Below are 20,310 nucleotides of genomic sequence, written 5' to 3' on the forward strand. Positions count from 1 at the left end.
TCCCGACGGCCGCCCGCCGTGGTCTCGCGCCCGCGCGCGAGCCTTCAGGATGCCCAGTTCCGCACGGCCGGGGCGTACCCGGCCGGCTTGTCCCCCACCTTGACGCCGGCACTGATCAGCCAGCTCTGGTAGTCCGGCGTGAACATTCTGTAGACCCCCCGGGGTGGCACGGCACTAGCCTCGTCGAGCTTGGCGCGCAGCTCCGCCGGCAGCTCGAAATCGAGTGCGGCCAGGTTGGCGTCAAGCTGGTCCGCACTGCTCGCCCCCATGATCGCCGAGGCGACCCCGGGCTGGGTGGCGACCCAGTTGACCGCGACCTGAGCCATCGTCACACCAAGCTCGCCGGCGACGCTCTCAAGTGTCGCCAGAAGCCGCCAGTCCCTGTCCGTCCACGAGAACCCGGACACGCCTCCGCCGCTGAGCCGCCCTTCCCCGGTCAGGCCCTGGTCGGCATTCCGGTACTTGCCAGTGAGGAAGCCGCCGCCGAGCGGACTCCACGCGGTGATGCCGAGTCCCAGGCTCTGCCCCATCGCGACGTGCTCCAGCTCGACCGTCCGCTCGATGAGGGAGTAGGGCAGTTGCAGGTTGACCACCGGTACGAGGGAGTGGGCCTCGGCGTAGGTCTGAGCCCGTGCCGCGTACCAGCTGGGCACGTCGGACAGGCCCGCGTAGCGGATCTTTCCCGCCCTGGTGAGGTCGTCGAAGGTCCGCATGACCTCCTCGACGGGTGTGATGCGGTCCCAGATGTGCAGCATGAACAGGTCGATGTAGTCGGTGCGCAGGCGGCGCAGTGATGCCTCGACCGCTCTGATCATGTGTTTGCGGCCGTTGCCCCCCGCGTTCGGATCTCCGGGGTCGACGCTGTTGGTGAACTTGGTGGTAAGTACCACCCTGTCGCGCACCTTGGCCTCCGCGATGAGATTGCCGAGGATGGTCTCGCTCTCACCGGCGGTGTAGAAATCCGCGGTGTCGATGAAGTTCCCGCCCGCTTCGAGGTAACGACCGAAAATGGGACGGGCCTCCTCCTCGGTCTTGCCGTACGCGGCGTGGAAACCGCCGGTGCCGAAGTTCATCGTGCCCAGTGCCAGCCGGCTGACGCGCAGCCCGGAACGGCCGAGCAAATAGTATTGATCGAGAGACATGAAGCATTACCCCGTTCGGAAGCGGACTCGCGGAGACCGGCCTTTCCCGGCTCCTCCGAACGGCCGAGGCGTGCATACGGTGAACACCTCCACGAACGCGTGGACCAGGGTGTTGTTGCCGATGACCTGGGGCTCACTCGCTTTCTCAGCCGTGCGGTCCAGTCAGCGTGCCCATCGAAAATTGGACTGTCAAGTCCAATTTTCGATGGGCCGGCGAGTCCGTCCACTGACGATGGAGACATGCCGGGAAGACCGGGGCGGCGACCAGGGTGCGCATCGCGCGCGGCGGCACCCGTCGCGATCGACCGGGATGCCCGGTGTGGGTGGGCATGGCCTCGGTGAAGGCACTCAGCGCCGGACCGCCACGCTCACCGAACGAGCAGGGCGGCTGACAACCGGGCAGCCCGGCTTGGGTCACACCCGCGGTCAGTGCGGTGTTGCGGCGTCAAGCAGCTCCTGCAGGCGCAGGCCCCGGGCCGCGTTCAGCTCGCCCGAGCGGCCCGACCGCACGGCGGCGGCGAATTCGGCGCGCAGGATGGGCCAGCACTCCTCATGGTCGATCTCGGAGGTGTCGAAAACCAGTTCCCCGGCCGGGCCGAGCAGCTCGATCCGGGTGCGCGCCCGGGGCAGCAGAACACTGCCCGAGAGGGACGCCTGGCTGACGGCGCCGTTCTCGTGCTCGCAGGTCAGCTCCACCCAGCGGCGGGGATCACCCGTCCCCCGGATACCGGCGATGGGGCCGATCGCGGCGTCCAGGAGGTCCAGCAGGTGCGGGCCGAGGTCGAGCAGCGCTCCCTGCTCCAACCGCCAGTCGGTGGCGAACTCCCCTCCGAGGAAGGCACCGTGCAGGTAACACGAACGGGCCCCGGTTATCTCCAGCTGCGCCGCCCGGCGCAGGAAGTCTCGCGTGGAAGGGTGGTAACGCTTGGTCAGCACCATCTGCGAGACGACGCCGGCGTCGGCGACGGCGACGGCCACCGCACGCGCCGACGCGAGGTCGGGCCCCAGCGGCTTCTCCAGCAGCAGTGCCTTGCCCGCCTTGGCCGCACGCACGGCGAGCTCCGCCTGGACCGCCGGAGGCACGGCGAACGCGACGGCCTCACACCGGTCGAACAGCTCTTCCAGCGTGCCGGCGACAACCGCCCCATACGGTTCGGCAACCTCCCGGGCCGCGGAGGCACGGCGCGCCCAGACAGCGGCGAGCCGTGTCTCCGGGCCTGCGGCCAGCATCCGGGCGTGCATGGTACGGGCCCACGGGCCGGCGCCGATCAGGCCGACCTCGACGGGCGTGGTGGTACTCACAGACTCTCTCCAGCGGGTAGGAGCGGTGGGCGGGCCGCCGCCAGGCGGGCGTCGGCCTGATCGGGCGCGTACAGGTGCTCGACCACCATCGCGGTGGCCCCGGCGAGCCCGGCGCGGTCGCCGAGCTGCGAGGTGACGACCTGCAGGTTGCGCGTGGCCCGAGGCAGGGCGCGCTGGTACAACAGTTCGCGCACCCCGGTGACGAAGTGGGTCTCGGCCAGATCTCCGGCGATCATCAGGACGCCGGGGTTGAGCAGGGTGACGACGGTGACAAGCACCTCCCCGCAGCGCCGACCGGCCTCGCGGGCCAGGCGCACCGCGTCGGGGTGGTCCGCGTCGAGGTAGGCGCGAACGTCCGCGCCGGACGCGGCGGGCACCCCGAGGGCGGCCAGCTGCCCGGCCAGTGCCCGGCCGCTGGCGATGGCGGCCAGGCAGCCGTAGGAGCCGCACATGCAGCGGACGTCCGGCTGGTCACCGAGGCGGATATGGCCGAGGTCCCCGGCGCCGCCGTCGATGCCGCGGAAGACTCTGCCGTCGATGACGACCCCGGCTCCGATGCCGGTGGAGACCTTGACCAGCACGAACGCGGAACAGTCGGCGAACGAGTCGCGCTGCTCGCCCAGCCCCATCAGGTTGGCGTCGTTGTCGACCAGGACCGGGACGGCGGGGCCGGTGCCGACGTGCCGGCCGAGAGACCGCTGCATCCGTTCGGGAACCGGGTATCCGTCCCAGCCGGGCATGATCGGCGGTCGCACGACCCTTCCCGACGACCAGTCGACGGGCCCTGGGAGCGACAGACCCACTCCGCAGACCGCGGTCGGGGCGGTCCCGGACGCGGTCAGCAGGTCGGCGAACCAGACGCCGAGCCGGTCGAGGACGAGCTCGGGGCCGTCCTCGATCAGCAGGTCCCCGGAGTGCTCGGCGAGGATGCCGCCGGCCAGGTCCAGGACGGCGGCGCGGGCATACGTGGTGTCCAGGTCGGCGGCGAGGACCACGGCGTGCCGGGTCTCGAACTCCAACCGGGTGGAGGGGCGTCCTCCGGTCGGCTGATTGCCCGGGACCTCGCGCAGCCAGCCGGCGGAGAAGAGCTGGTCCAGCCGCTGGCCGACGGTCGACCGGGAGAGTCCGGTGACGCGCTGGAGCTCGCCCCGGGTGCCCGCCTGCCCGGTGCGGATCAGTTCCAGGAGGTGGCCTGCGGTGTTCCAGGGCGTTGCCATCCGGTGTGTCGCTCCTCGTCTCAGCTTTTATCCGCGCCGCTGGTGAGGCCCTCGGTAAGGAGTCGTTCAGCGGCGTAGAAAAGAAGTACCACGGGGATCGTGAGGACGACGGAGCCGGCCATGAGAATGGTCTTGGGAACCTCAATGCCGTTGGCCAGTTGCTGGAGACCCAGCGAGACGGTCCACTTGCCGGGCTCGGCGGCGAGGAAGAGCAGGGCGAAGAGGAACTCGTTCCAAGCGATCATGAAGACGTACAGGCCGGTCGCCATGAGCGAGGGCGCGGCCAGCGGCAGCACGACCCGGCGCAGGGTCTGCAGCCGTGAGCAGCCGTCCAGCGCCGCTGCCTCCTCGATGCTTCTGGGGATGGTGATGAAGTAGTTCTTCAGCATGTAGATGGAGACGGGCACGGTCTGCGCGATGTAGACGACGGCGAGCCCGACCAGGCTGCCCTGCAGGCCTATCCGCGCGAACATCACGAACAGCGGGATCGCCAGGAGGGTGGCGGGAAAAAGGTAGACGGCGAGGAACACCGCGCTGACCTGACGTCCGCCGAAGAACCTCAACCGGCTGACGGCGTAGGCGCCGGGCACGGACGCCAGCAGGGTCATCGCCACGGTGGCGAGGGCGACGAGCGCGGAGTTGCCGAGCATTCCCAGGAATCCCTGGCCGCCGTCGTCGACCGACTGGAGGACGTTCTGGTACGTGCTGAACGTGAGCTCGGAGAAGCCCACCCACAGCCGGCCGGGATCGAGCAGCAGCTGGTCGATGGGCTTCACCGACAGCAGCAGCATGTAGTAGAAGGGGAAGAGGGTAATGACCGCGAGAAAGGCGATCACGACCCACTGCAGGACGCCGAAAATCCTCTTCTCGACCTGTGCGCGGCTCATGACGCCTCCTCCTGGACCCTCTTGGCGAAGAACTTGAAGTAGATGCCGAGCAGCACGGCGAGGATGAGCGCGAGGACCAGGGCCTGTGCGGCTGCCGCGCCCACGTCGTAGCGGGCGGTGAGGAAGTCGTAGACCCGTACGGCGACGACGTCGGTGCCGGAGCCGCCGCCGGTGAGGAGATAGACGTCGTCGAATTTGTTGAACGTCATGATGAACCGGAGCACCGACAGCAGCGCGATCACCGGCATCAGCTGGGGCAGCACGATGTGCCGGAAGCGCTGGGTGTGCGTGGCGCCGTCCACCGTGGCGGCCTCCTCCAGCCCGGCGGGGACGGCCTGGAGCCGGGCGAGCAGGAAGAGGAAGGCGAACGGGAAGTAGCGCCAGATCTCGAAGGCGATGACGGTGAGCAGGGCGAGCGGCAGATGCACGTGCCAGCCGAGGAGGGAGATCTCCTGGGAGCGGGTCGACAGGAAGGCGATCGGCTTGTCCCAGCCGAGCAGCTTGCCGCCCCACTCGTTGACGATGCCGAACTGCGGGCTGAGGGCGATCTCCCAGACGAACGTGACGGCCACCACGGGCGCGACGTAGGGCAGCAGCATCGAGCCGCGCAGCAGAGCCCGTCCCCGGAAGGGGCGGCGCAGGGCGAGGGCGGCGACCAGCCCGAGGGCGATTGAGCCGACGGTGCTGCCCGCGGTGTAGACCAGGGTGGTCCACAGCGAGGTCCAGAAGCCGGGCGAGGTGAAGACCTCGGTGAAGTTCTCCCAGGTCCAGTTGGACAGGAAGCTCATGCTCTGGATGTCGACCAGCCGCGCGTGCTGGAAGGCGAGCAGCACGGTCCAGGCGATGGGCAGGATGACGACGACCAGGACCACGAGCGCGGTGGGAGACACGAAGGCCAGCCCGGTTCGGTTCTCGCGCTGGGCCAGGGTGGGGGTTCGGCCCTGGCGGGCCTTGCGCCCCGGGCTAGGCGCGGGGGATCGGCGCTGCTCGGCGCCTTGTACGGTGCTCATCGTGGGTTCCTAGGGAGACAGGGCCGGGGGCGGCTCACTGGAGGGACTTCTGCAGGGCCGTGACTTCCTCGGCGGCTTCCTTGGCGGCCTGCTCGGGGGTGCTCTGGCCGGCGGTCATGGCGCCGACTGCCTTTGGTATGGGCAGTTCGCCGAGCGTCGCGCCGACCAGCGCGCCCTGGCCCTCGGTGATGCCCCAGCGCTGCATGTTGCTGACGCCGGCGGCGAGTTCGTCGAGCAGCGTGGCGGAGTAGACGGACTGCAGGGGCTTCTTCGTGTCGACGCCGATGTCGCTGGCGCGCCAGGCCTCGCGGTACTTGTCGGGGTCGGTGGCCGTGCCGTTGCGGACCGGGATCTTGCCCTCGGCGGCCATGCCGAACCAGCCCTCGTACCCGGTGCTCATCATGTATTCGACGAACTTCTCCGAGGCCCCGGTCTCGGCGGCCCGGGTGATCATCCAGGAGGCGATCTCCCCGAACTGTGCGGGCTTGGCTGCGCCCGGACCCTTCAGGGCCGTGACGATCCCGCTGTTGTCCGAGAGGTATTGCGGGTCCTTGGCGCACTGCGCACAGCTGGGCAGGGCATCGGCGCGCAGGCCCGCCAGCTCGTCCAGCAGGAAGGTGGACCAGACGATCATCGAGGAGCGGCCGGCGAAGTAGGTGGCGCGAGTCGAGTCCACGCTCTGGGTGCCGGCGGCCCCGTAGTCGGCGGCGAGTTGATCGTAGGTGGTGAAGGCCTGCCGGCACTGGGGGCTGTCGAGGGCGACCTTGCCGTCGGAACCGACGAGTCGGCAGTCGTTGGCGAGCGCCAGATCCTCGAAGCTCTGCTGGGTGAAGACGTCACTCGGGTCGGTGGCGAGTGACATGCCGCTGATGCCGCCGCGGTTGAGGGTCTTGGCGGCCTGGAGCATGGCGGCGTAGGAGTCGGGGGCGGCGAGTCCCGCATCGGCGAACAGGTCCTTGCGGTAGACGAGGATCTGCATCCAGGCATCGCTGGGAACGCCGAGACGGATGGCCCCGTCGCTGGTCAGCCCCAGGGCGTTGCCGTTGAAGGTGCCGACGCCGAGGTTGTCGACGACCTTGCCCGTGGCCGCGGTGTCGAGCAGCCCGTTGGTGTACATCTGCCAGGCCGGGGCGAGCGGGACACCACCGATGACGTCGGGGAGGGTCCCGGCGGCGGCTGCGGACATCATCAGCTGCGGCAGTTGGCCTTCGTCGACCCCGACCAGCTTCACCTGGACACCGGTCTCCTTCTCGAAGGCCGTGACGATCTTCTTGGTCGCCTCCATGCGCGGAGTGAGGTTCTCCAGACTCCAGACCGTGATCTTGTTGTCCGGGCTGCTCTTCCCCTGCGCGGCGCAGCCGGACATCAGCCCGACCCCCAGCGTGGCGGCCAAGCCGGCCGCCAGCGCCCTCGACCTTCGGGACCACATTCGTATGAACCGTCCTCACTGCCGCCTTGTGTTTCGTACGTGTTGCATCAGAACACCACTTTTGCGTAATGGCAAGACCTAAGCCTAGGATGCCTTAGACATAAACCAGGCTGATTTGCTTAACAGCCAGCCATAAACAATCTTCCGGAGTCCTCCTGTGGAACGCGTCGTCCAGTTCACCGGTCCCCGCCAGGTGGAGGTCGCCACCGGCGAATCCGCCCCTCTGCCACCCGGTCACCTACGCGTCCGGACCCGGTACTCCGGCATCTCCGCGGGCACCGAGCTCACCGCCTACCGGGGGACCAACCCCTACCTGACCCGCACCTGGGACCCCGAGGCTCGGCTCTTCCGTGACGGCGGGCCCGGCATCTCGTACCCGGTGGTGGGCTGGGGATACTCCGAGGTCGGCGAGGTCCGCGAGGTCTCCCCGGAACTCGCGGGCACCCCCGGTATGCCCAAACCCGGGGAACTGGTGTGGGGCATCTGGGGGCACCGCAGCGAGGGCATCGTCCCCGCCGAGAGGATGATCGGCCACCGGCTTCCCGAAGGGCTGGCCCCGCTCGCCGGTTCCTTCGCCCGGGTCGGGGCCATCGCGTACAACGCCGTACTCGCCGGCGACATCCACCTGGGCGAGGACGTCGCCGTCTTCGGTCAGGGCGTGATCGGCCTGCTCACCACCCGGCTGGCACAGCTGAGCGGCGCCCGCGTCACCGCCGTCGACGCACTCGACTCCCGGCTCGCCAGAGCGGTGGAGTACGGCGCCGTCCGTACCCTGAACGCGCGCACCGACGCCGTCGCGGAGCGGATCCGCGAGGCCACCGACGGGCGCGGCGCCGACGTGGCCGTCGAGATCAGCGGCGCCTACCCTGCCCTGCACGAAGCCCTGCGCTCGGTGGCCGTGGGTGGTCGGATCGTCGCCTCGAGCTTCTACCAGGGCGACGGTGTGGGCCTGCGGCTCGGCGACGAGTTCCACCACAACCGCGTGCAGCTCGTCAGCTCCCAGATCGGCGGGGTCCCGCCGCAGCTCGCCGGGCGCTGGAGCGTGGACCGGCTCCAGCAGACCTTCCTGCGGCTCGTCGCCGACGGCCTCGTCGACGTGAAGTCCCTGGTGAGCCATGTCATACCGGTCGCCGACGCGGCCGAGGCCTACGTCCTTCTGGATGAGCGTCCCGCTGACGCCCTCCAGGTCGTGCTGGAATTCTGAGAGAGCTGACGACCATGTTCAAGACCGCCTGCCAAGAGCAGCTGCTTCCCGGCGAGACCCTCCAGGAGAAGTGGGAGTTCGCGCAGAGCGCCGGCTACGACGCCATCGAGCTGCGCGCCAAGGGCGACTTCCATTTCCGCGACCGGCTGCCCGAACTGCGCAAAGCCCTCGCCGACGGCGTCGTCATGCCGACCGTGTGCGTGGACATGCTGCACTTCTTCGGCGCCTTCGACGACGACCTGCGCCGCGACGCCGTCGAGCAGATGAAGTCCCAGCTGTCCGTCATCGGCGAGCTCGGCGGACTCGGCGCCCAGACCCCCGCCTCCTACGGCATGTTCTCGCGCCGGCTGCCACCGTTCGAGCCGCCGCGCGGCGAGGAGCAGGATCGCGAGGTGCTGCTGGAAGGGCTCACCGAGCTGGGCGAACACGCCCGCTCCGAGGGTGTCGCGCTCTTCCTCGAACCGCTCAACCGCTACGAGGATCACATGGTCAACCGGCTGGAGCAGGCCGCCGACCTGATCCGCGCCGTCGGCCTGGACTCGGTCCGCATCGGCATCGACAGTTACCACATGAACATCGAGGAGGCCGACCCCGGGGCCGCCATCCTCGCCGCCGCGCCCCTGATCGGCCACGCCCAGGTCAGCGACTCCAACCGCCTCCAGCCCGGAGCCGGCCACCTCGACTGGCCCGCCTGGCTGGGCGCGCTGAACGCCATCGGCTACGACGGCTACCTGGCCGTCGAGTGCCGGCTCTCCGGGGACCCTGCCCAGGCCGTGCGCTCGATCCCGTCCCTCCTTCACCGAGCCGCCGGATGATCACGGTCCCCGAAGCGGCCGTGCCAACCCCTGACGCCGGCCGCCGGGCACACCTGCGCCAAGCCGCCACCCATGTCCTCTTCGACAACTGGACCGGGGCGGCGACCGTTCCCTCGCGTGCCCTGTACCCGCACCAGTGGAGCTGGGACTCGGCCTTCATCGCCATCGGGTTGCGCCACATCGCCCCGCGCCGGGCCCAGCGCGAACTGGAGACGCTGCTGGGCGCGCAGTGGGGGGACGGCCGGATCCCGCACATCGCCTTCAACCCGTCCGTACCGCTCGGCGCCTATTTCCCCAGCCCCGACTTCTGGCGCTCCTCCACCGCCGGCCGGAACGCCGGGGCGCCCTCCACCACCCAGACCTCGGGGATCGTCCAGCCGCCCGTCCACGCCCTGGCCGCCTGGCAGGTGCACCTCGCGGATCCCGCCGAGTCGCGCCGCCGCGGCTTCCTGCCGCGCGTGTACCCCCGGCTCGCCGCCTGGCACCGTTACCTGTCCACCTCCAGGGACCTGGCCGGCGGCTCGCTGGCCGCGGTGGTACACCCCTGGGAGCCGGGGCTGGACAACAGCCCGTGCTGGGACGAGGCCCTGGCCCGGGTGGAACCCGCACCGCGGCAGTCCTTCCGCCGGGCCGACCTCGACCACAGCTCCGCCGCGGACAGGCCCACCGACCTGGACTACGCGCGGTACGTGCGCCTGGCCACGACCTACCGCGACCACGCCTACGACGACGCGCGCACCCCGCACGCCTTCGCCATCGAGGACCCCTCCTTCAACGCGCTGCTCATCGCGTCCGAACACGCGCTCGCCGCGATCGCCCGAGCGGTCGGCGCGGACGCGGGGGCGCACCTGCGGCGGGCCGAGACGGCGACCGCCGCCCTGATCGACCGGTTGTGGGACCCGGCCGGAGGCATCTTCCTCGCCCGTGACCTGGTGACCGGCGAACCCATCGCCGGGCACAGCGTGTCCGGGCTCGTCCCCCTGATCGTCCCCGGCCTGCCGCAGGACATCGCGTCGGCTCTGGTAGGAACCGCCCACGGCCCCCGTTTCCGCCTGGGACAGGTGCATCTCGTGCCCAGCTACGACCTGACGGCGAAGAAGTTCGACGCCAACCGCTACTGGCGCGGGCCCAGCTGGTTCAACACGGCCTGGCTGATCCACCACGGACTCGTGCGGCACGGCGAAGCCGGAGCCGCCGGCCGGCTGCGCGCGCAGTTCCTGACCGCGGCGTACCGCTCGGGGTTCGCCGAGTACCTGGAGCCGTACACGGGAGAGGGACGCGGCATCCGGCGCTTCAGCTGGACCGCCGCTCTGGCACTGGACCTGCTCCACGCATGCGACGAAGGGGACTCCGCCCGATGACCACCGGCCGCCTGCTGGTCAACAGCGGCACCTTCGCCGCAATGACCTCTCACGGGGACATCCACGGCACCCGGGGCACCTCGACGGACGGACTGTTCATCCGCGACGCCCGGCACCTGAGCCGGTGGCTGCTGACCGCGGACGGTGCGGCCCCGACCCTTCTGACCTCCTCGGAGGACGGCTGCGTGCTCACCCCGGCCGGCACCCGTGACCATCCCCCCGCCTACACCCTCTTCCGGGAGCAGGCGGTGGCCCCGGGCGCCCTCACCGAGCACATCCGGCTGGTGAGCAACCGAGGCGCGCCCACCGTCGTGGAGGTCGAACTCCAGGTCGACGCCGACTTCGCGGACCAGTTCGAGCTCCGCGCCGACCACCGCACGTACGAGAAACCCGGCGCGCACCGCACGGCGCACAACACGCCGAACGGGGTCGCCTTCCACTACCGGCGTGGCGAAACCTGGTCCTCGCGCACCGCCGTCACCGCCTCACCCCCTCCGCACCGCACCCGCCCGGCGGACGAGGACGGCACCGCCCGCGTCCTGATCTGGCGGTTGGCGCTGCCGGCCCACGGCACGGCCGATCTCGCGCTCACCGCCCGGGCCGTTCCTCACGGTGCGCCGGAACCACCCCTGCCCGGTGCCCCCGCCACCGTGCGGAACCGGCAGGAGGCCGACACCGGAGGATTCGTTCACGCACGGCCCCGCCCGCGTGACCTCACCTCCTGGGAGGAACTGGCCCGAGCCTGCGAGCAGGGCCTGGCCGACCTGGCGAAGCTGCGCATCCCCTTCGCGGGACCCGGCGGTGAGGCGCTGCGGGTGCCCGCGGCCGGCGTTCCCTGGTTTCTCAGCCTTTTCGGCCGTGACTCCCTGCTGACCTCGCTCTTCGCCCTGCCGTACCGGCCCGGGCCGGCCGCCGACACCTTGCTCGCCCTGGCCGCCACCCAGGGGACGCGGAACGACCCGGCGCGACTGGAGCAGCCGGGGAGGATCGTGCACGAGGTACGGTACGGCGAGCTCGCGCACTTCGGGCAGGTCCCCTACGGCCGCTACTACGGAAGCGTTGACGCCACCCCACTTTTCCTGGTGCTGCTGGAGGCCCACGCCGCGGTCACCGGCGACCCGGCTCTGGCCCGGCGCCTCGAACCGCAGGCACGCGCGGCGGTGGAGTGGATGTTCCGCGACGGCGGCCTCGGCGAGAACGGATACCTTCGCTACACCTCCGACGCGCCACACGGCGGCCTGGCGAACCAGAACTGGAAGGACTCGCCCGGCGCCGTCTGCTTCTCCGACGGGCACCAGGCCGAGGGCGCCCTGGCGGTCTCCGAAGTGCAGGGATACGCCTACGACGCGCTGGTCCGCACGGCGCGGCTCGCCCGCACGGTGTGGGAGGACCCGCGCGAGGCCGACCGCCTGGACGAAACCGCCGCCGACCTGCGGACCCGCTTCCGCCGCGACTTCTGGATGCCCGCACAGGCCTTTCCCGCACTCGCCCTGGACGGCCGGGACCGGCAGGTCGACGCGCTCGCCTCCGATGCCGGGCACCTGCTGTGGTCCGGCATCCTGGGCCCGGAGGAGGAGCAGGCGGTGGGTCACCGGCTTCTGCGGCCGGACTTCTTCTCCGGCTTCGGCATCCGTACGCTCGCCGCGGGCCAGGCCCCCTACCACCCGCTCTCCTACCACCGGGGCAGCATCTGGCCGCACGACAACGCCGTCATCGTGCTCGGCCTGGCACGCTGCGGGCTCGTCGAGCAGGCCGGCGCCGTCGCCCGAGGCCTGATCCGGGCGGCGGCCCTCCACGACTGGCGACTGCCGGAGGTCATGGCCGGATACGGGCGCGACGACCACCCGGCCCCGGTGCCCTATCCGCACTCCTCCTCTCCCCAGGCCTGGGCCGCCGCGACGCCACTCGCCCTCCTCACCGCTCTGAGGGAAACCGCCACCGCTTCCGCGGATCCCTCCGGCGATGTCGGAGACACGCGCCGCCACACCGACGGTCACCGGGAGAGCGCCGCCCGCTGAGAATCTCTGTCACGTCCGCCGACCCGCCCACGTCCCGGTGAACGGTCGCCGGTCCTCTGTTTTCCCGAACCCAAGTCCCTCCCCCGATGCCGCACACTCCTACACGGCCCCGTCATGATTTCCCGCCACAAGCTTCCCCGCCACACTGCCGCCGCGCGCATCGCGGCCACCCCCGGCGGCCCATCCCCCATGACCGCGTACTCGGTTCCCGCCATGAGTACGGCTTCACCTACCGCGGAAGACCTCGACCTGGCATCGGCCGCAGCCATTTCACCGGCCCTACTACGTCGCCAGCATCTACCCGTACAGCAGACAGGGGGAGTACTCGTCTGCGAATCGGATGCGGGGCTGCTCTGCCCTACCCCGCCCCGCTCGCTGAGAGCCAACGGAATACAGGGCCGATCTCCTACAACCAGAACGTCAACAGCTATCTCAAGAGCATCCTTCAAGACCAGCTGACGGCAAAATGCGGCCGACCGGCTGACAAGTCCGTGAGCCTGAATCGCGTGGTCGAAGGCGATAGCATCGAACCAAGTGCGAGCGGAAGGGGAAGAGGATGGTTTACCGCCCGATGGCACTTTCCGATCTTGCCCCGCGCCTGGCAGCGAATACCAGCGACAAGATCCGATGGAAGCTTGTATGGGAGTTCCTGGAGGAATACCGCTGGGAATCGCCGAGCCTTCAGCCGTCGTTGCTGCAGTCCGAACCCGAACCCGTGGGCGACGAGCGATGGGATGCGCTTCTGGCCGCTCTCGCGGAACACCTCGCCGCCAAGCATGATCTTGCCCCACCTCCATGGACGGCTCTACGAGTGTTGCGACGCCCCTGGTTCCCGGCGGAACTGGCCAGCCAGCGAACTGACGCTCTCGTCTGGGCGCCGGCGGCATTTCGCAAGCACGGCGTCTACCTTTCGAGTAAGGATCTAGAGGCCGCGTGAGCGACGACGGACTACTCGGCCGGGCTGAGCTTGAGCATGCGTTCACGGCACTGGGAGAGCGTTTGGTGCGCCGTGGCGTCGTAGCGGATCTCTTTGTCGTGGGTGGAGCCGCGATGGCACTCGCCTACGACGCTGTCAGAGTCACCCGCGACGTCGATGCACTCTTCGTGCCGCATGGGGTGGTGCTGGAGGAGGCCCGTCGGGTCGCCGAGGACCTCGATCTGCCCCCCTGGTGGTTGAACGAGCAGGCCAGTGTCTATATCTCCGGCAAGGACGACCCGGGAAAGCGGAGGGTCTTCGACCACCCGGGGCTACGGGTGATGGCGGCTTCGCCGGAACACATCTTCGCGATGAAGGCGATGGCTGCCCGTACACGTGATGTGGACGACCTCCGGCACCTGGCCGGCCTCGCCGGCATCGCGTCATCGGAGGACGCGCTCCGTCTGTGTGAGCAGTTCTTTCCTGGCGAAGAAGTTTCCCCGCGAGCGCGTGCGGTGCTGGCCGATCTGTTCGACTGAGCCGGAACGTCGATCTCACCCGCAGATGATCACTCGGCGAATACCATCCAAACCGACGATCTGAACATTCCGGGGAATCAACGGCAAAACCGACGTCCGAAAATCACAGCCTTAACTCATGTTGTGCCCGGAGAGTGTCACCGTCGGTTTTCCTGTTCGCGAAGCTCACACCCGGTTGGTGAGGTTCTAGGGCCGTCTCCGGATCGAGCAGGGTGGCGGCGTCCGCGCCACTGGGCGGGCCGAATTCACCGACATGCGGTGTGGAGGCCCCGTCGTTCATGTCGGGAAGGAAGCACGAAACGATGCCGCCTGCTGGCACTGAATGACATGCTCAACGCATGTTGGTGACGGAGATGGTGAAGCTCGCCCCGAGCGCTGAGCAGGGCGAGGCCCTGCTGGCGACGATGCGCGCCTGCAACGCCGCCGCCAACCGGGTAGCCGAAGTCGCGTTCAAGCAGCGGACCGCGAACAAAATCGCGATCCAGAAGCTCCTCTACGCCGACCTACGCGCCGACTTCAACCTGTCGGCGCAGATGGCCATCCGGTCTATCGCCAAAGCCTGTGAGGCATACAAGAGAGACAAGAAGATCAAGCCGGTGTTCCGGGAGCTGGGTGCGGTCGCCTACGATCCGCGCATCCTCACCTGGAAGGGCCGCGACACGGTCAGCATCCTCACCCTGACCGGCCGCATCATCGTTTCGGTCGTCTACCAAGGCCGGTGGCTGAAAACGACCGGCACGACCGTGCGCGGACAGGCCGACCTCATCTACCGCGACGGCATGTTCTTCCTCGCCGTAGTAGTTGATGTCCCTGAACCTCCGGCCGGACCCGAACCGGACGAGTGGCTGGGCGTGGACCTCGGCATCGTGAACATCGCGACCGATTCCACCGGTCAGGCCCACTCCGGCGCGGGTGTGCGGGCCGTACGGCGGCGCAACCGCATCTTGCGTGCCAGGTTGCAGTCGAAGGGTACGAAGTCCGCCAAACGGCTGCTGAAGAAGCGCCGCCGTAAGGAGTCCCGGTTCGCCCGGGACGTCAACCATGTCATCTCGAAACATCTGGTCGGCAAAGCCAAAGGCACCGGCTCTGGAATCGCCCTCGAAGATCTTGAGGGCATCCGGGATCGGGTAACGGTTCGTAAGGCTCAGCGTGCCGACCTGCACTCCTGGTCGTTCAACCAGTTGCGTACGTTCCTGATGTACAAGGCCGCCATCGCCGGGGTAACCGTGCGAGCGGTGGATCCGCGTAATACCTCCCGCACCTGTCACCGGTGCGGGCATTGCGAGAAGAAGAACCGTCCCACCCGAGACGATTTCCGGTGCGTCGCGTGCGGGTTCGCCGGCCCCGCCGACCACAACGCTGCGATCAACATCGGTCGCAGGGCTGCCGCCAACCAGCCCAACGCCGGGGACTCCCTCGGTAGCGCAGCCTGACACCTGGCACCCAGTCAGGGCGATGAGCCGCAAGCTCCGGCCTTCAGGCCCGGGTAGTTGACTACAGTCTTGTATCTCGTTGGATCAAGAGCATCAGGGGTGCCATGCCTGTCGACGATCTCCGGCGGCTTCTCCGCGGGCTGCCGGTGTTTCCCGATTCCATGCCCGCCTTCGACACGGCCGCGACGCCCGGCGATCCGGGCGAGCTGTTCGCCGCGTGGCTGGAGGAGGCGATCTCTGCGGGGGTGCCCGCGCCGCACGCGATGACGCTCTCCACCGTGGACGACGGGAACCCCACCGCGCGCGTGCTCATCCTCAAGAACCTGACCGGCCACGACTGGCAGTTCGCCACCGGTTCCGGCAGCCCCAAGGGCCGTCAGATCGCCGCGCACCCGCACGCGGCGCTGACGTTCTTCTGGCCCACGGTCGGCCGCCAGATCCGGATCCGCGGAGCCGTACTTCCCATGAGCCCGGACGACGGCGCCCGTGACTTCCTGGCGCGTCCGCCCGGCTCGCGCGCGGAGGCGCTGATCGGGCGGCAGAGCCAGGTGCTGGCCGACCCCGCCGAACTCGACGCGGCCCTGGCCGAGGCGTACGCGAGGGTCGAGGACGACCCCGATCTCGTCGCCCCGCACTGGACCCTGTACGGCGTGCGCGCCGAGCAGGTCGAGTTCTGGCAGGGAGACGCCGAGCGGCGGCACACCCGGCTGCGCTACTCGCGCACCGGCGACACCTGGTCGAAGGAGATGCTCTGGCCCTGAGAGGTCAGGGCCGGACGAGGAGGTCGCGCAGGCGGCGGCACTCGCGGGCGAACAGGCTGGAGCTCTTCCGCCCGGCGACCGCCGTGACCTCGGGAATCTCTCCGCGCGCCCCGGCCCACTGTGCGACCGCCGCGCCCAGGACGACGAGGTCGGTCACGCCGGTGGCCGGTCTCTCCCCCGCCTTCGGCAGCAGGTGCGGCAGCGCCGCGCGGATCACCGCCCAGACCTCCCAGTGGGCGCCCTGCCGTGCGGCCTGCTCCAGCCCGGCCGTCGCGTGGGACAGCTTCGCCTCCGTCCGGGTGGTGAGCAGGGCGAGCTGCCTTCCGAGCGCGACCACGGGCAGGTCGCCCCTGGCCGCCATCCGCAGCAGGAGCCGTACGCCCTCGTCCGGGTGCTGCCGGGCCAGGAAGAAGGCGAGCAGCAGCGCGGTGGCATCGCCCGCCGGCCCGTCGGCCGCGGCGAGCATCTCCACGTACGCCGGTTGCACCATGGGCTGCTCCCAGGAGTGGGTCAGGTGCGGCACGTAGTGCGCGGCGACCGCGTCGCGGTGCGAGGGTAGGAAGGCGGGCCACCAGTCCATGTGGCCGCCGTGCTTTCCCCAGCGCTCGCCGGACGCCTCGCCGAGCAGCTCGTCGACGAACGCCAGCCCGGTGGGCTCGACCCTCAGCTGCGCGATCATGCTTCCCTGGAAGTCGCCGCCGGGTTCACGCTCGCCGAAGGAGTTCGTGCGCCCGTTCTCGTGATATTTCCAGTAGACACTCGTCTCGGGGTCGGCCGGGCCGTCCGCCAGCCAGCGCGCCGCGCGACGCCCGGCTTCCGAGGTCAGCCGGGCGGCCCGTGCGACGATCTCGGGGTCCGTGGTCCGCGGCAGCCGGAGCAGCGCCTGCTGGAAGTCGGCGGGCATCGGCTCGGCCCCGGTGGCCTCGACGGCCTCCAGCCGGGTCAGGAACTCGGCCGGGTCGAGATGGCCGGTGTCGTGGGTCGGGGTGGCCAGCAGGGTGGACGGGAGCCTGTCCTCCTTGAGCGCGGCGAGCACCTCGGCGCATCGCCGCAGCAGGAACCGGTGCGGCACGGAGACCCGGCTCGCGTCGGGCAGCCGGTCGGGCGCGGCTCTCCGGGGAGCGGGCCCCCTCCCGCCGACCTCTCTGACCGAACCCCTCGTCATCGCGGCCGGAACCTCCCTGAGGAACCCCCTCATCGCCGTGGCCGGAACCTCCCTGCCGAACTCTCTGAGGAACCCCCTCGTCACCACGGCCGCGAACTCCCCCGCGATCGAGAGCACGTTCCTGAACTCGCGCGCCTCCTTCATGTCCGCTCCGCCGCCGTCGGGTTCGGCTCCCGGGGTGACCAGCTCCGCGGCCATCGCCGTGAACCAGTCGGAGACCTCGTACCACTTGTCCTTCCTGTAGACGTTGGGAGCGTGGCGGGTCTGCCGGCCAAGTGCGGTGCGCAACGTCTCACGGTCCTCGGTCGCGAACCGGGCGAAGCTCGCCAGCCAGCTCTCCACCGACTGCCAGGTGGAGAACCACGCCGTGTTCGTGAACTCGGCGACCGAGGCCGGCAGCGCGGGTAACGGCCCCGGCGGCTCCGGTGCGGTGAGCTCCGGCGGGGTGAAGGCCTCCGGCTCCTCCTCCGGTCCGGCCTCTCCCCCGACCGCCCCGGCCAGCTGCCGGCCCAGGTCGGGCGGGAGCGTGGCGAGCGCCGCCCGCAGCGTCTCCGCACCCAGCGGGGTGAGGTGCCGGGCGTGCTTGACCGCGAGACGGACGGCCCGTTCCTGTACGGCGTGCGCTCCGTGGCCGAGGGCCGTGGCCAGGGCCGGGGCGAGCTCGTCGGCCCTCTCCGGCGCCTGCCGTACGATCTGGTCGATCCAGGTGAGGCCGGTGCGCACCAGCCCGCCCTCCGCCCGGAACAGCAGGCCCTCCAGTGCCTCGGTCACGTCGGCGGGATCGAGGTGGTCCAGGCGGCGCAGGTGCTTGAGCGACAGCTCGGCCACCGGGCCGGGCGCGACCGGCAGCAGCCGCAGATAGTCGCGGGCACGGGACTCCGTCTCGGCGGGGGAAGGTTCGAGCAGCTCGTGCAGCCGGGCGAAGAACCTCAGGTCCTGGGCGTCTCCTCCGCGCAGGAAGCGGCTGACGCAGCCGTCCAGCAGCATCCCGCGCGACACCCTGCCCTCGCCGCTGAGCACCGTCAGAACCCCGAGCCAGGAGGTCTCGCTGAGCGGGGAGCTCCGCTCGTCGAGCAGGGCCCGGCCGACGCCCTGAGCCTCGAAGATCCTCGGCAGCAGGGCGTCGAGCAGCGGATCCTCACGCAACCGGGAGGCGCTCGGGGTCACCCCGAGCCAGGCGACCACGAGCGGGTCGTGCTGCGGCGGGGTCACGCCGGTACGGCGGAGCAGGGTCATGACCAGTGGCGCCCCCGGGGATTCCCCGTCGCGGATCCGGAGCGTGAGCCTGGCGACCAGGTCGGCCTGCCACTGCGGCTCCCGCGCGGAGATCACCTTGATGAGCGCCTCGGTGTCGCCGGGCGCGTCCCACGGGAAGAGCACGAGGTCACGCCGGTTCAGCCAGGCGGCCACGGCCGCCGCGCCGCCGAGCGAGCCCGCGCCCGCCACCCGCATCGGCTCGGCCCAGTCGCCCTGCCCCTCCCAGAGGTTCCGCGCGCGGCGCACCAGCTTGAGGTGGCCGGGGAGTTCGCGGGCGACCTCCCGCCGCTCGGCGTCGTCGAGCCCGGCCAGGCGATTCCCCAGCCCGGCGATGTCGCGGGCTTCGATGAGGCTGCGGACCTCGTCCCAGACGGTCACTGGGAGGCCTCCTGAGTCTGCGGGCTCTGCGTGGCCGACGCTGTCTCCTGGGTCCGCAGGCTCTGCGGGGCCGGAGCGGCCTCCTGAACCTGCGGGCTCCGCGAGACCGAGGTGGTCTCCGGGGACGGGAGCTCCCGCGCTGCGATGCGGGCGGCGAGGACGTGCTTGCAGGGACCGCGCGATCCCCGGTGGTCGTACCACCAGGGGCAGGTGCACGACCCGGCCTGCAGCCTGACCTCGCGGACGCCGCCGTCCGTGGTCACCTCGGCGGAGTCGGGGCCGGTCGGCCGGACTGCTCCCCTGTCCACCAGCGTCCGGGCGGAGGTCAGGCGGGGGTTGAGCGTGGCGACGTGGTCACGGTCGTAGGGCAGCTCGCGGTGGAAGTGGGCGGCCTCGGCGAGGTCGTATCCGACCCGGCCGGCCGTGCCGAGCTGGGTGAGCGCGGCCCGGACCCGATCGAGGGGAAGGCCCGAGCGTTCGGCGAGCAGGCCGAGCTCCAGGGTGGGCTCGAAGTTGAGCAGGACGCCGACCAGGTCGGCGTCATCGGCCACCTGGTCTCCGGAGAGGTCGTCGAGGACCGCGCCCTCTCCGGAGAACCCGCGCCAGGTCTGCGGGGACAGGGCCAGCGTGTAGCGCATGCCGGGCAGCTCCACCTCCCAGGCGCTGGACCCGGAGCCGTCGGACGGGCCGTACACGCGCAGGACCTTGACGAACCGGAGCAGCGGCATCAACGTCGCCAGCCGCCCGACCCCGGCCAGGTGGACCCCGCCCGGCGCCGACCGCTCCGACAGCCGCAACTCCTTGCCCGCCGGGATGGCCCACACCTCGGCCGCCGCCCGCTTGGGCAGGCCGCGCAGGAACCGTACGGCCTGCGGCCCCGCCAGCTCGGCGCGCAGGTCGAACCCGGCGGCGATCACCTGGACCTCGGCGAAACCGCGCAGCCACCGGCTGGGCAACGGCACCTTCTTCTCCACCACCGCGCCGTCGAGCGTGGTCACGGTGAGCTCGTCGGGTCCGACGCCGAGGTGCAGCGGGTCGCGCCCGCCGACCCTGGCCAGCGCCTCACGCAGCGGGTTGTTCACGTCCACGTTGGTGGTGCCGCGGTCGAACACCTCACCGTCGAGGCCGGGGCCCAGCACGTCCAGCCGGGAGTAGACGCCGCCGCAGGCGGAGAACGACTCGAAGCGGAGCCGATCGCCGCCGCAGGTCACCACCGGGTCGCGGGTGAAGCCGGGCTGCGGCCGGTGGTAGCGCGCCAGCGCCACGTCGGCGACGGCCAGCAACCCCGCCGCGGCGGGCGCGGCCTGGGTGAGCAGCCCGCTGAAGAACCGGGGATGGTCGAGAAAGCCGGTGGCCGTCCGGCCCCCGGATGTCGACAGTCCCAGGTGGCCCTCGGAGAGGGTGGATAGGCCCGCGTATGAGTACGCCTGCACTGCATTCGTCATGTGGCGGACGTTAGAGATCACTACCGACAAA

General features: G+C 70.3%; 16 protein-coding genes. 8 read left to right on the forward strand and 8 right to left on the reverse strand.

Features of this window, described 5'->3' with window-relative positions:
• Positions 1-44: 44 nt before the first annotated feature.
• The 6 genes from DKM19_RS29825 to DKM19_RS29850 all read right to left on the reverse strand — a co-directional run bounded on the left by DKM19_RS29825 (position 45) and on the right by DKM19_RS29850 (position 6,987).
• Positions 45-1,142 (reverse strand): aldo/keto reductase, encoded by a 1,098-nt coding sequence (locus DKM19_RS29825; protein WP_110700131.1) that lies wholly within the window; start codon positions 1,140-1,142, stop codon positions 45-47.
• A gap of 426 nt (positions 1,143-1,568) precedes the next feature.
• Complete coding sequence (locus tag DKM19_RS29830) at positions 1,569-2,444, reverse strand: Gfo/Idh/MocA family protein (RefSeq protein ID WP_110700133.1); 876 nt, start codon at positions 2,442-2,444, stop codon at positions 1,569-1,571.
• Positions 2,441-3,661 carry an ROK family protein gene (locus tag DKM19_RS29835; RefSeq protein WP_110700135.1) on the reverse strand — a complete coding sequence of 407 codons (1,221 nt, stop codon included), beginning with the start codon at positions 3,659-3,661 and terminating at the stop codon, positions 2,441-2,443. The genes DKM19_RS29830 and DKM19_RS29835 overlap by 4 nt, the downstream gene beginning before the upstream one ends.
• A gap of 20 nt (positions 3,662-3,681) precedes the next feature.
• Positions 3,682-4,548 carry a carbohydrate ABC transporter permease gene (locus DKM19_RS29840; RefSeq protein ID WP_089206856.1) on the reverse strand — a complete coding sequence of 289 codons (867 nt, stop codon included), beginning with the start codon at positions 4,546-4,548 and terminating at the stop codon, positions 3,682-3,684.
• The gene (locus tag DKM19_RS29845) at positions 4,545-5,558 is read right to left on the reverse strand and encodes a carbohydrate ABC transporter permease (RefSeq protein WP_110700137.1); all 1,014 of its coding nucleotides are present in this window, start codon (positions 5,556-5,558) and stop codon (positions 4,545-4,547) included. Before DKM19_RS29845 ends, DKM19_RS29840 begins: the two co-directional genes overlap by 4 nt.
• 34 nt (positions 5,559-5,592) lie before the next feature.
• The gene (locus DKM19_RS29850) at positions 5,593-6,987 is read right to left on the reverse strand and encodes an ABC transporter substrate-binding protein (protein ID WP_204358303.1); all 1,395 of its coding nucleotides are present in this window, start codon (positions 6,985-6,987) and stop codon (positions 5,593-5,595) included.
• Between the two features lie 157 nt (positions 6,988-7,144).
• Here DKM19_RS29850 and DKM19_RS29855 point away from each other — a divergent pair, with 157 nt between their 5' ends.
• From DKM19_RS29855 to DKM19_RS29885, 8 genes are all read left to right on the forward strand, one after another.
• Positions 7,145-8,191, forward strand: a complete 1,047-nt coding sequence (locus DKM19_RS29855; protein WP_110700139.1) for a zinc-binding alcohol dehydrogenase — start codon at positions 7,145-7,147, stop codon at positions 8,189-8,191.
• A 14-nt stretch (positions 8,192-8,205) separates the two neighbouring features.
• Positions 8,206-9,006 (forward strand): sugar phosphate isomerase/epimerase family protein, encoded by an 801-nt coding sequence (locus tag DKM19_RS29860; protein WP_110700141.1) that lies wholly within the window; start codon positions 8,206-8,208, stop codon positions 9,004-9,006.
• 20 nt (positions 9,007-9,026) lie between these two features.
• Complete coding sequence (locus DKM19_RS29865; protein ID WP_204358304.1) at positions 9,027-10,367, forward strand: trehalase family glycosidase; 1,341 nt, start codon at positions 9,027-9,029, stop codon at positions 10,365-10,367.
• Entirely contained in the window at positions 10,364-12,385 is a 2,022-nt protein-coding gene (locus tag DKM19_RS29870; protein ID WP_110700145.1) for a glycogen debranching N-terminal domain-containing protein, read from the forward strand. The genes DKM19_RS29865 and DKM19_RS29870 overlap by 4 nt, the downstream gene beginning before the upstream one ends.
• Before the next feature lie 571 nt (positions 12,386-12,956).
• Entirely contained in the window at positions 12,957-13,322 is a 366-nt protein-coding gene (locus DKM19_RS49880) for a hypothetical protein (RefSeq protein ID WP_162641874.1), read from the forward strand.
• Complete coding sequence (locus tag DKM19_RS29875) at positions 13,319-13,840, forward strand: DUF6036 family nucleotidyltransferase (RefSeq protein ID WP_110700147.1); 522 nt, start codon at positions 13,319-13,321, stop codon at positions 13,838-13,840. The genes DKM19_RS49880 and DKM19_RS29875 overlap by 4 nt, the downstream gene beginning before the upstream one ends.
• Before the next feature lie 338 nt (positions 13,841-14,178).
• The gene (locus tag DKM19_RS29880) at positions 14,179-15,273 is read left to right on the forward strand and encodes an RNA-guided endonuclease TnpB family protein (RefSeq protein WP_110700149.1); all 1,095 of its coding nucleotides are present in this window, start codon (positions 14,179-14,181) and stop codon (positions 15,271-15,273) included.
• 104 nt (positions 15,274-15,377) lie between these two features.
• Positions 15,378-16,034 (forward strand): pyridoxal 5'-phosphate synthase, encoded by a 657-nt coding sequence (locus DKM19_RS29885; protein ID WP_110700151.1) that lies wholly within the window; start codon positions 15,378-15,380, stop codon positions 16,032-16,034.
• A 4-nt stretch (positions 16,035-16,038) separates the two neighbouring features.
• On the opposite strand, the gene DKM19_RS29890 is transcribed toward DKM19_RS29885, so the two are convergent.
• Together DKM19_RS29890 and DKM19_RS29895 are read right to left on the reverse strand one after the other, a co-directional pair.
• Positions 16,039-18,834 (reverse strand): DUF6493 family protein, encoded by a 2,796-nt coding sequence (locus DKM19_RS29890; protein ID WP_110700153.1) that lies wholly within the window; start codon positions 18,832-18,834, stop codon positions 16,039-16,041.
• The gene (locus DKM19_RS29895; protein WP_239513656.1) at positions 18,831-20,279 is read right to left on the reverse strand and encodes an SWIM zinc finger family protein; all 1,449 of its coding nucleotides are present in this window, start codon (positions 20,277-20,279) and stop codon (positions 18,831-18,833) included. The genes DKM19_RS29890 and DKM19_RS29895 overlap by 4 nt, the downstream gene beginning before the upstream one ends.
• Positions 20,280-20,310 lie beyond the last annotated feature (31 nt).

Source organism: Streptosporangium sp. 'caverna', from assembly GCF_003203775.1.
Lineage (GTDB): Bacteria > Actinomycetota > Actinomycetes > Streptosporangiales > Streptosporangiaceae > Streptosporangium > Streptosporangium subroseum.

Coding starts and splice junctions, on each gene's coding strand:
- DKM19_RS29825 (WP_110700131.1), bottom strand. CDS start 1,142: ATGTCTCTCGATCAATACTATTTGCTCGGCCGTTCCGGGCTGCGCGTC.
- DKM19_RS29835 (WP_110700135.1), bottom strand. CDS start 3,661: ATGGCAACGCCCTGGAACACCGCAGGCCACCTCCTGGAACTGATCCGC.
- DKM19_RS29840 (WP_089206856.1), bottom strand. CDS start 4,548: ATGAGCCGCGCACAGGTCGAGAAGAGGATTTTCGGCGTCCTGCAGTGG.
- DKM19_RS29845 (WP_110700137.1), bottom strand. CDS start 5,558: ATGAGCACCGTACAAGGCGCCGAGCAGCGCCGATCCCCCGCGCCTAGC.
- DKM19_RS29850 (WP_204358303.1), bottom strand. CDS start 6,987: ATGTGGTCCCGAAGGTCGAGGGCGCTGGCGGCCGGCTTGGCCGCCACG.
- DKM19_RS29860 (WP_110700141.1), top strand. CDS start 8,206: ATGTTCAAGACCGCCTGCCAAGAGCAGCTGCTTCCCGGCGAGACCCTC.
- DKM19_RS29870 (WP_110700145.1), top strand. CDS start 10,364: ATGACCACCGGCCGCCTGCTGGTCAACAGCGGCACCTTCGCCGCAATG.
- DKM19_RS49880 (WP_162641874.1), top strand. CDS start 12,957: ATGGCACTTTCCGATCTTGCCCCGCGCCTGGCAGCGAATACCAGCGAC.
- DKM19_RS29880 (WP_110700149.1), top strand. CDS start 14,179: ATGTTGGTGACGGAGATGGTGAAGCTCGCCCCGAGCGCTGAGCAGGGC.
- DKM19_RS29885 (WP_110700151.1), top strand. CDS start 15,378: ATGCCTGTCGACGATCTCCGGCGGCTTCTCCGCGGGCTGCCGGTGTTT.
- DKM19_RS29895 (WP_239513656.1), bottom strand. CDS start 20,279: ATGACGAATGCAGTGCAGGCGTACTCATACGCGGGCCTATCCACCCTC.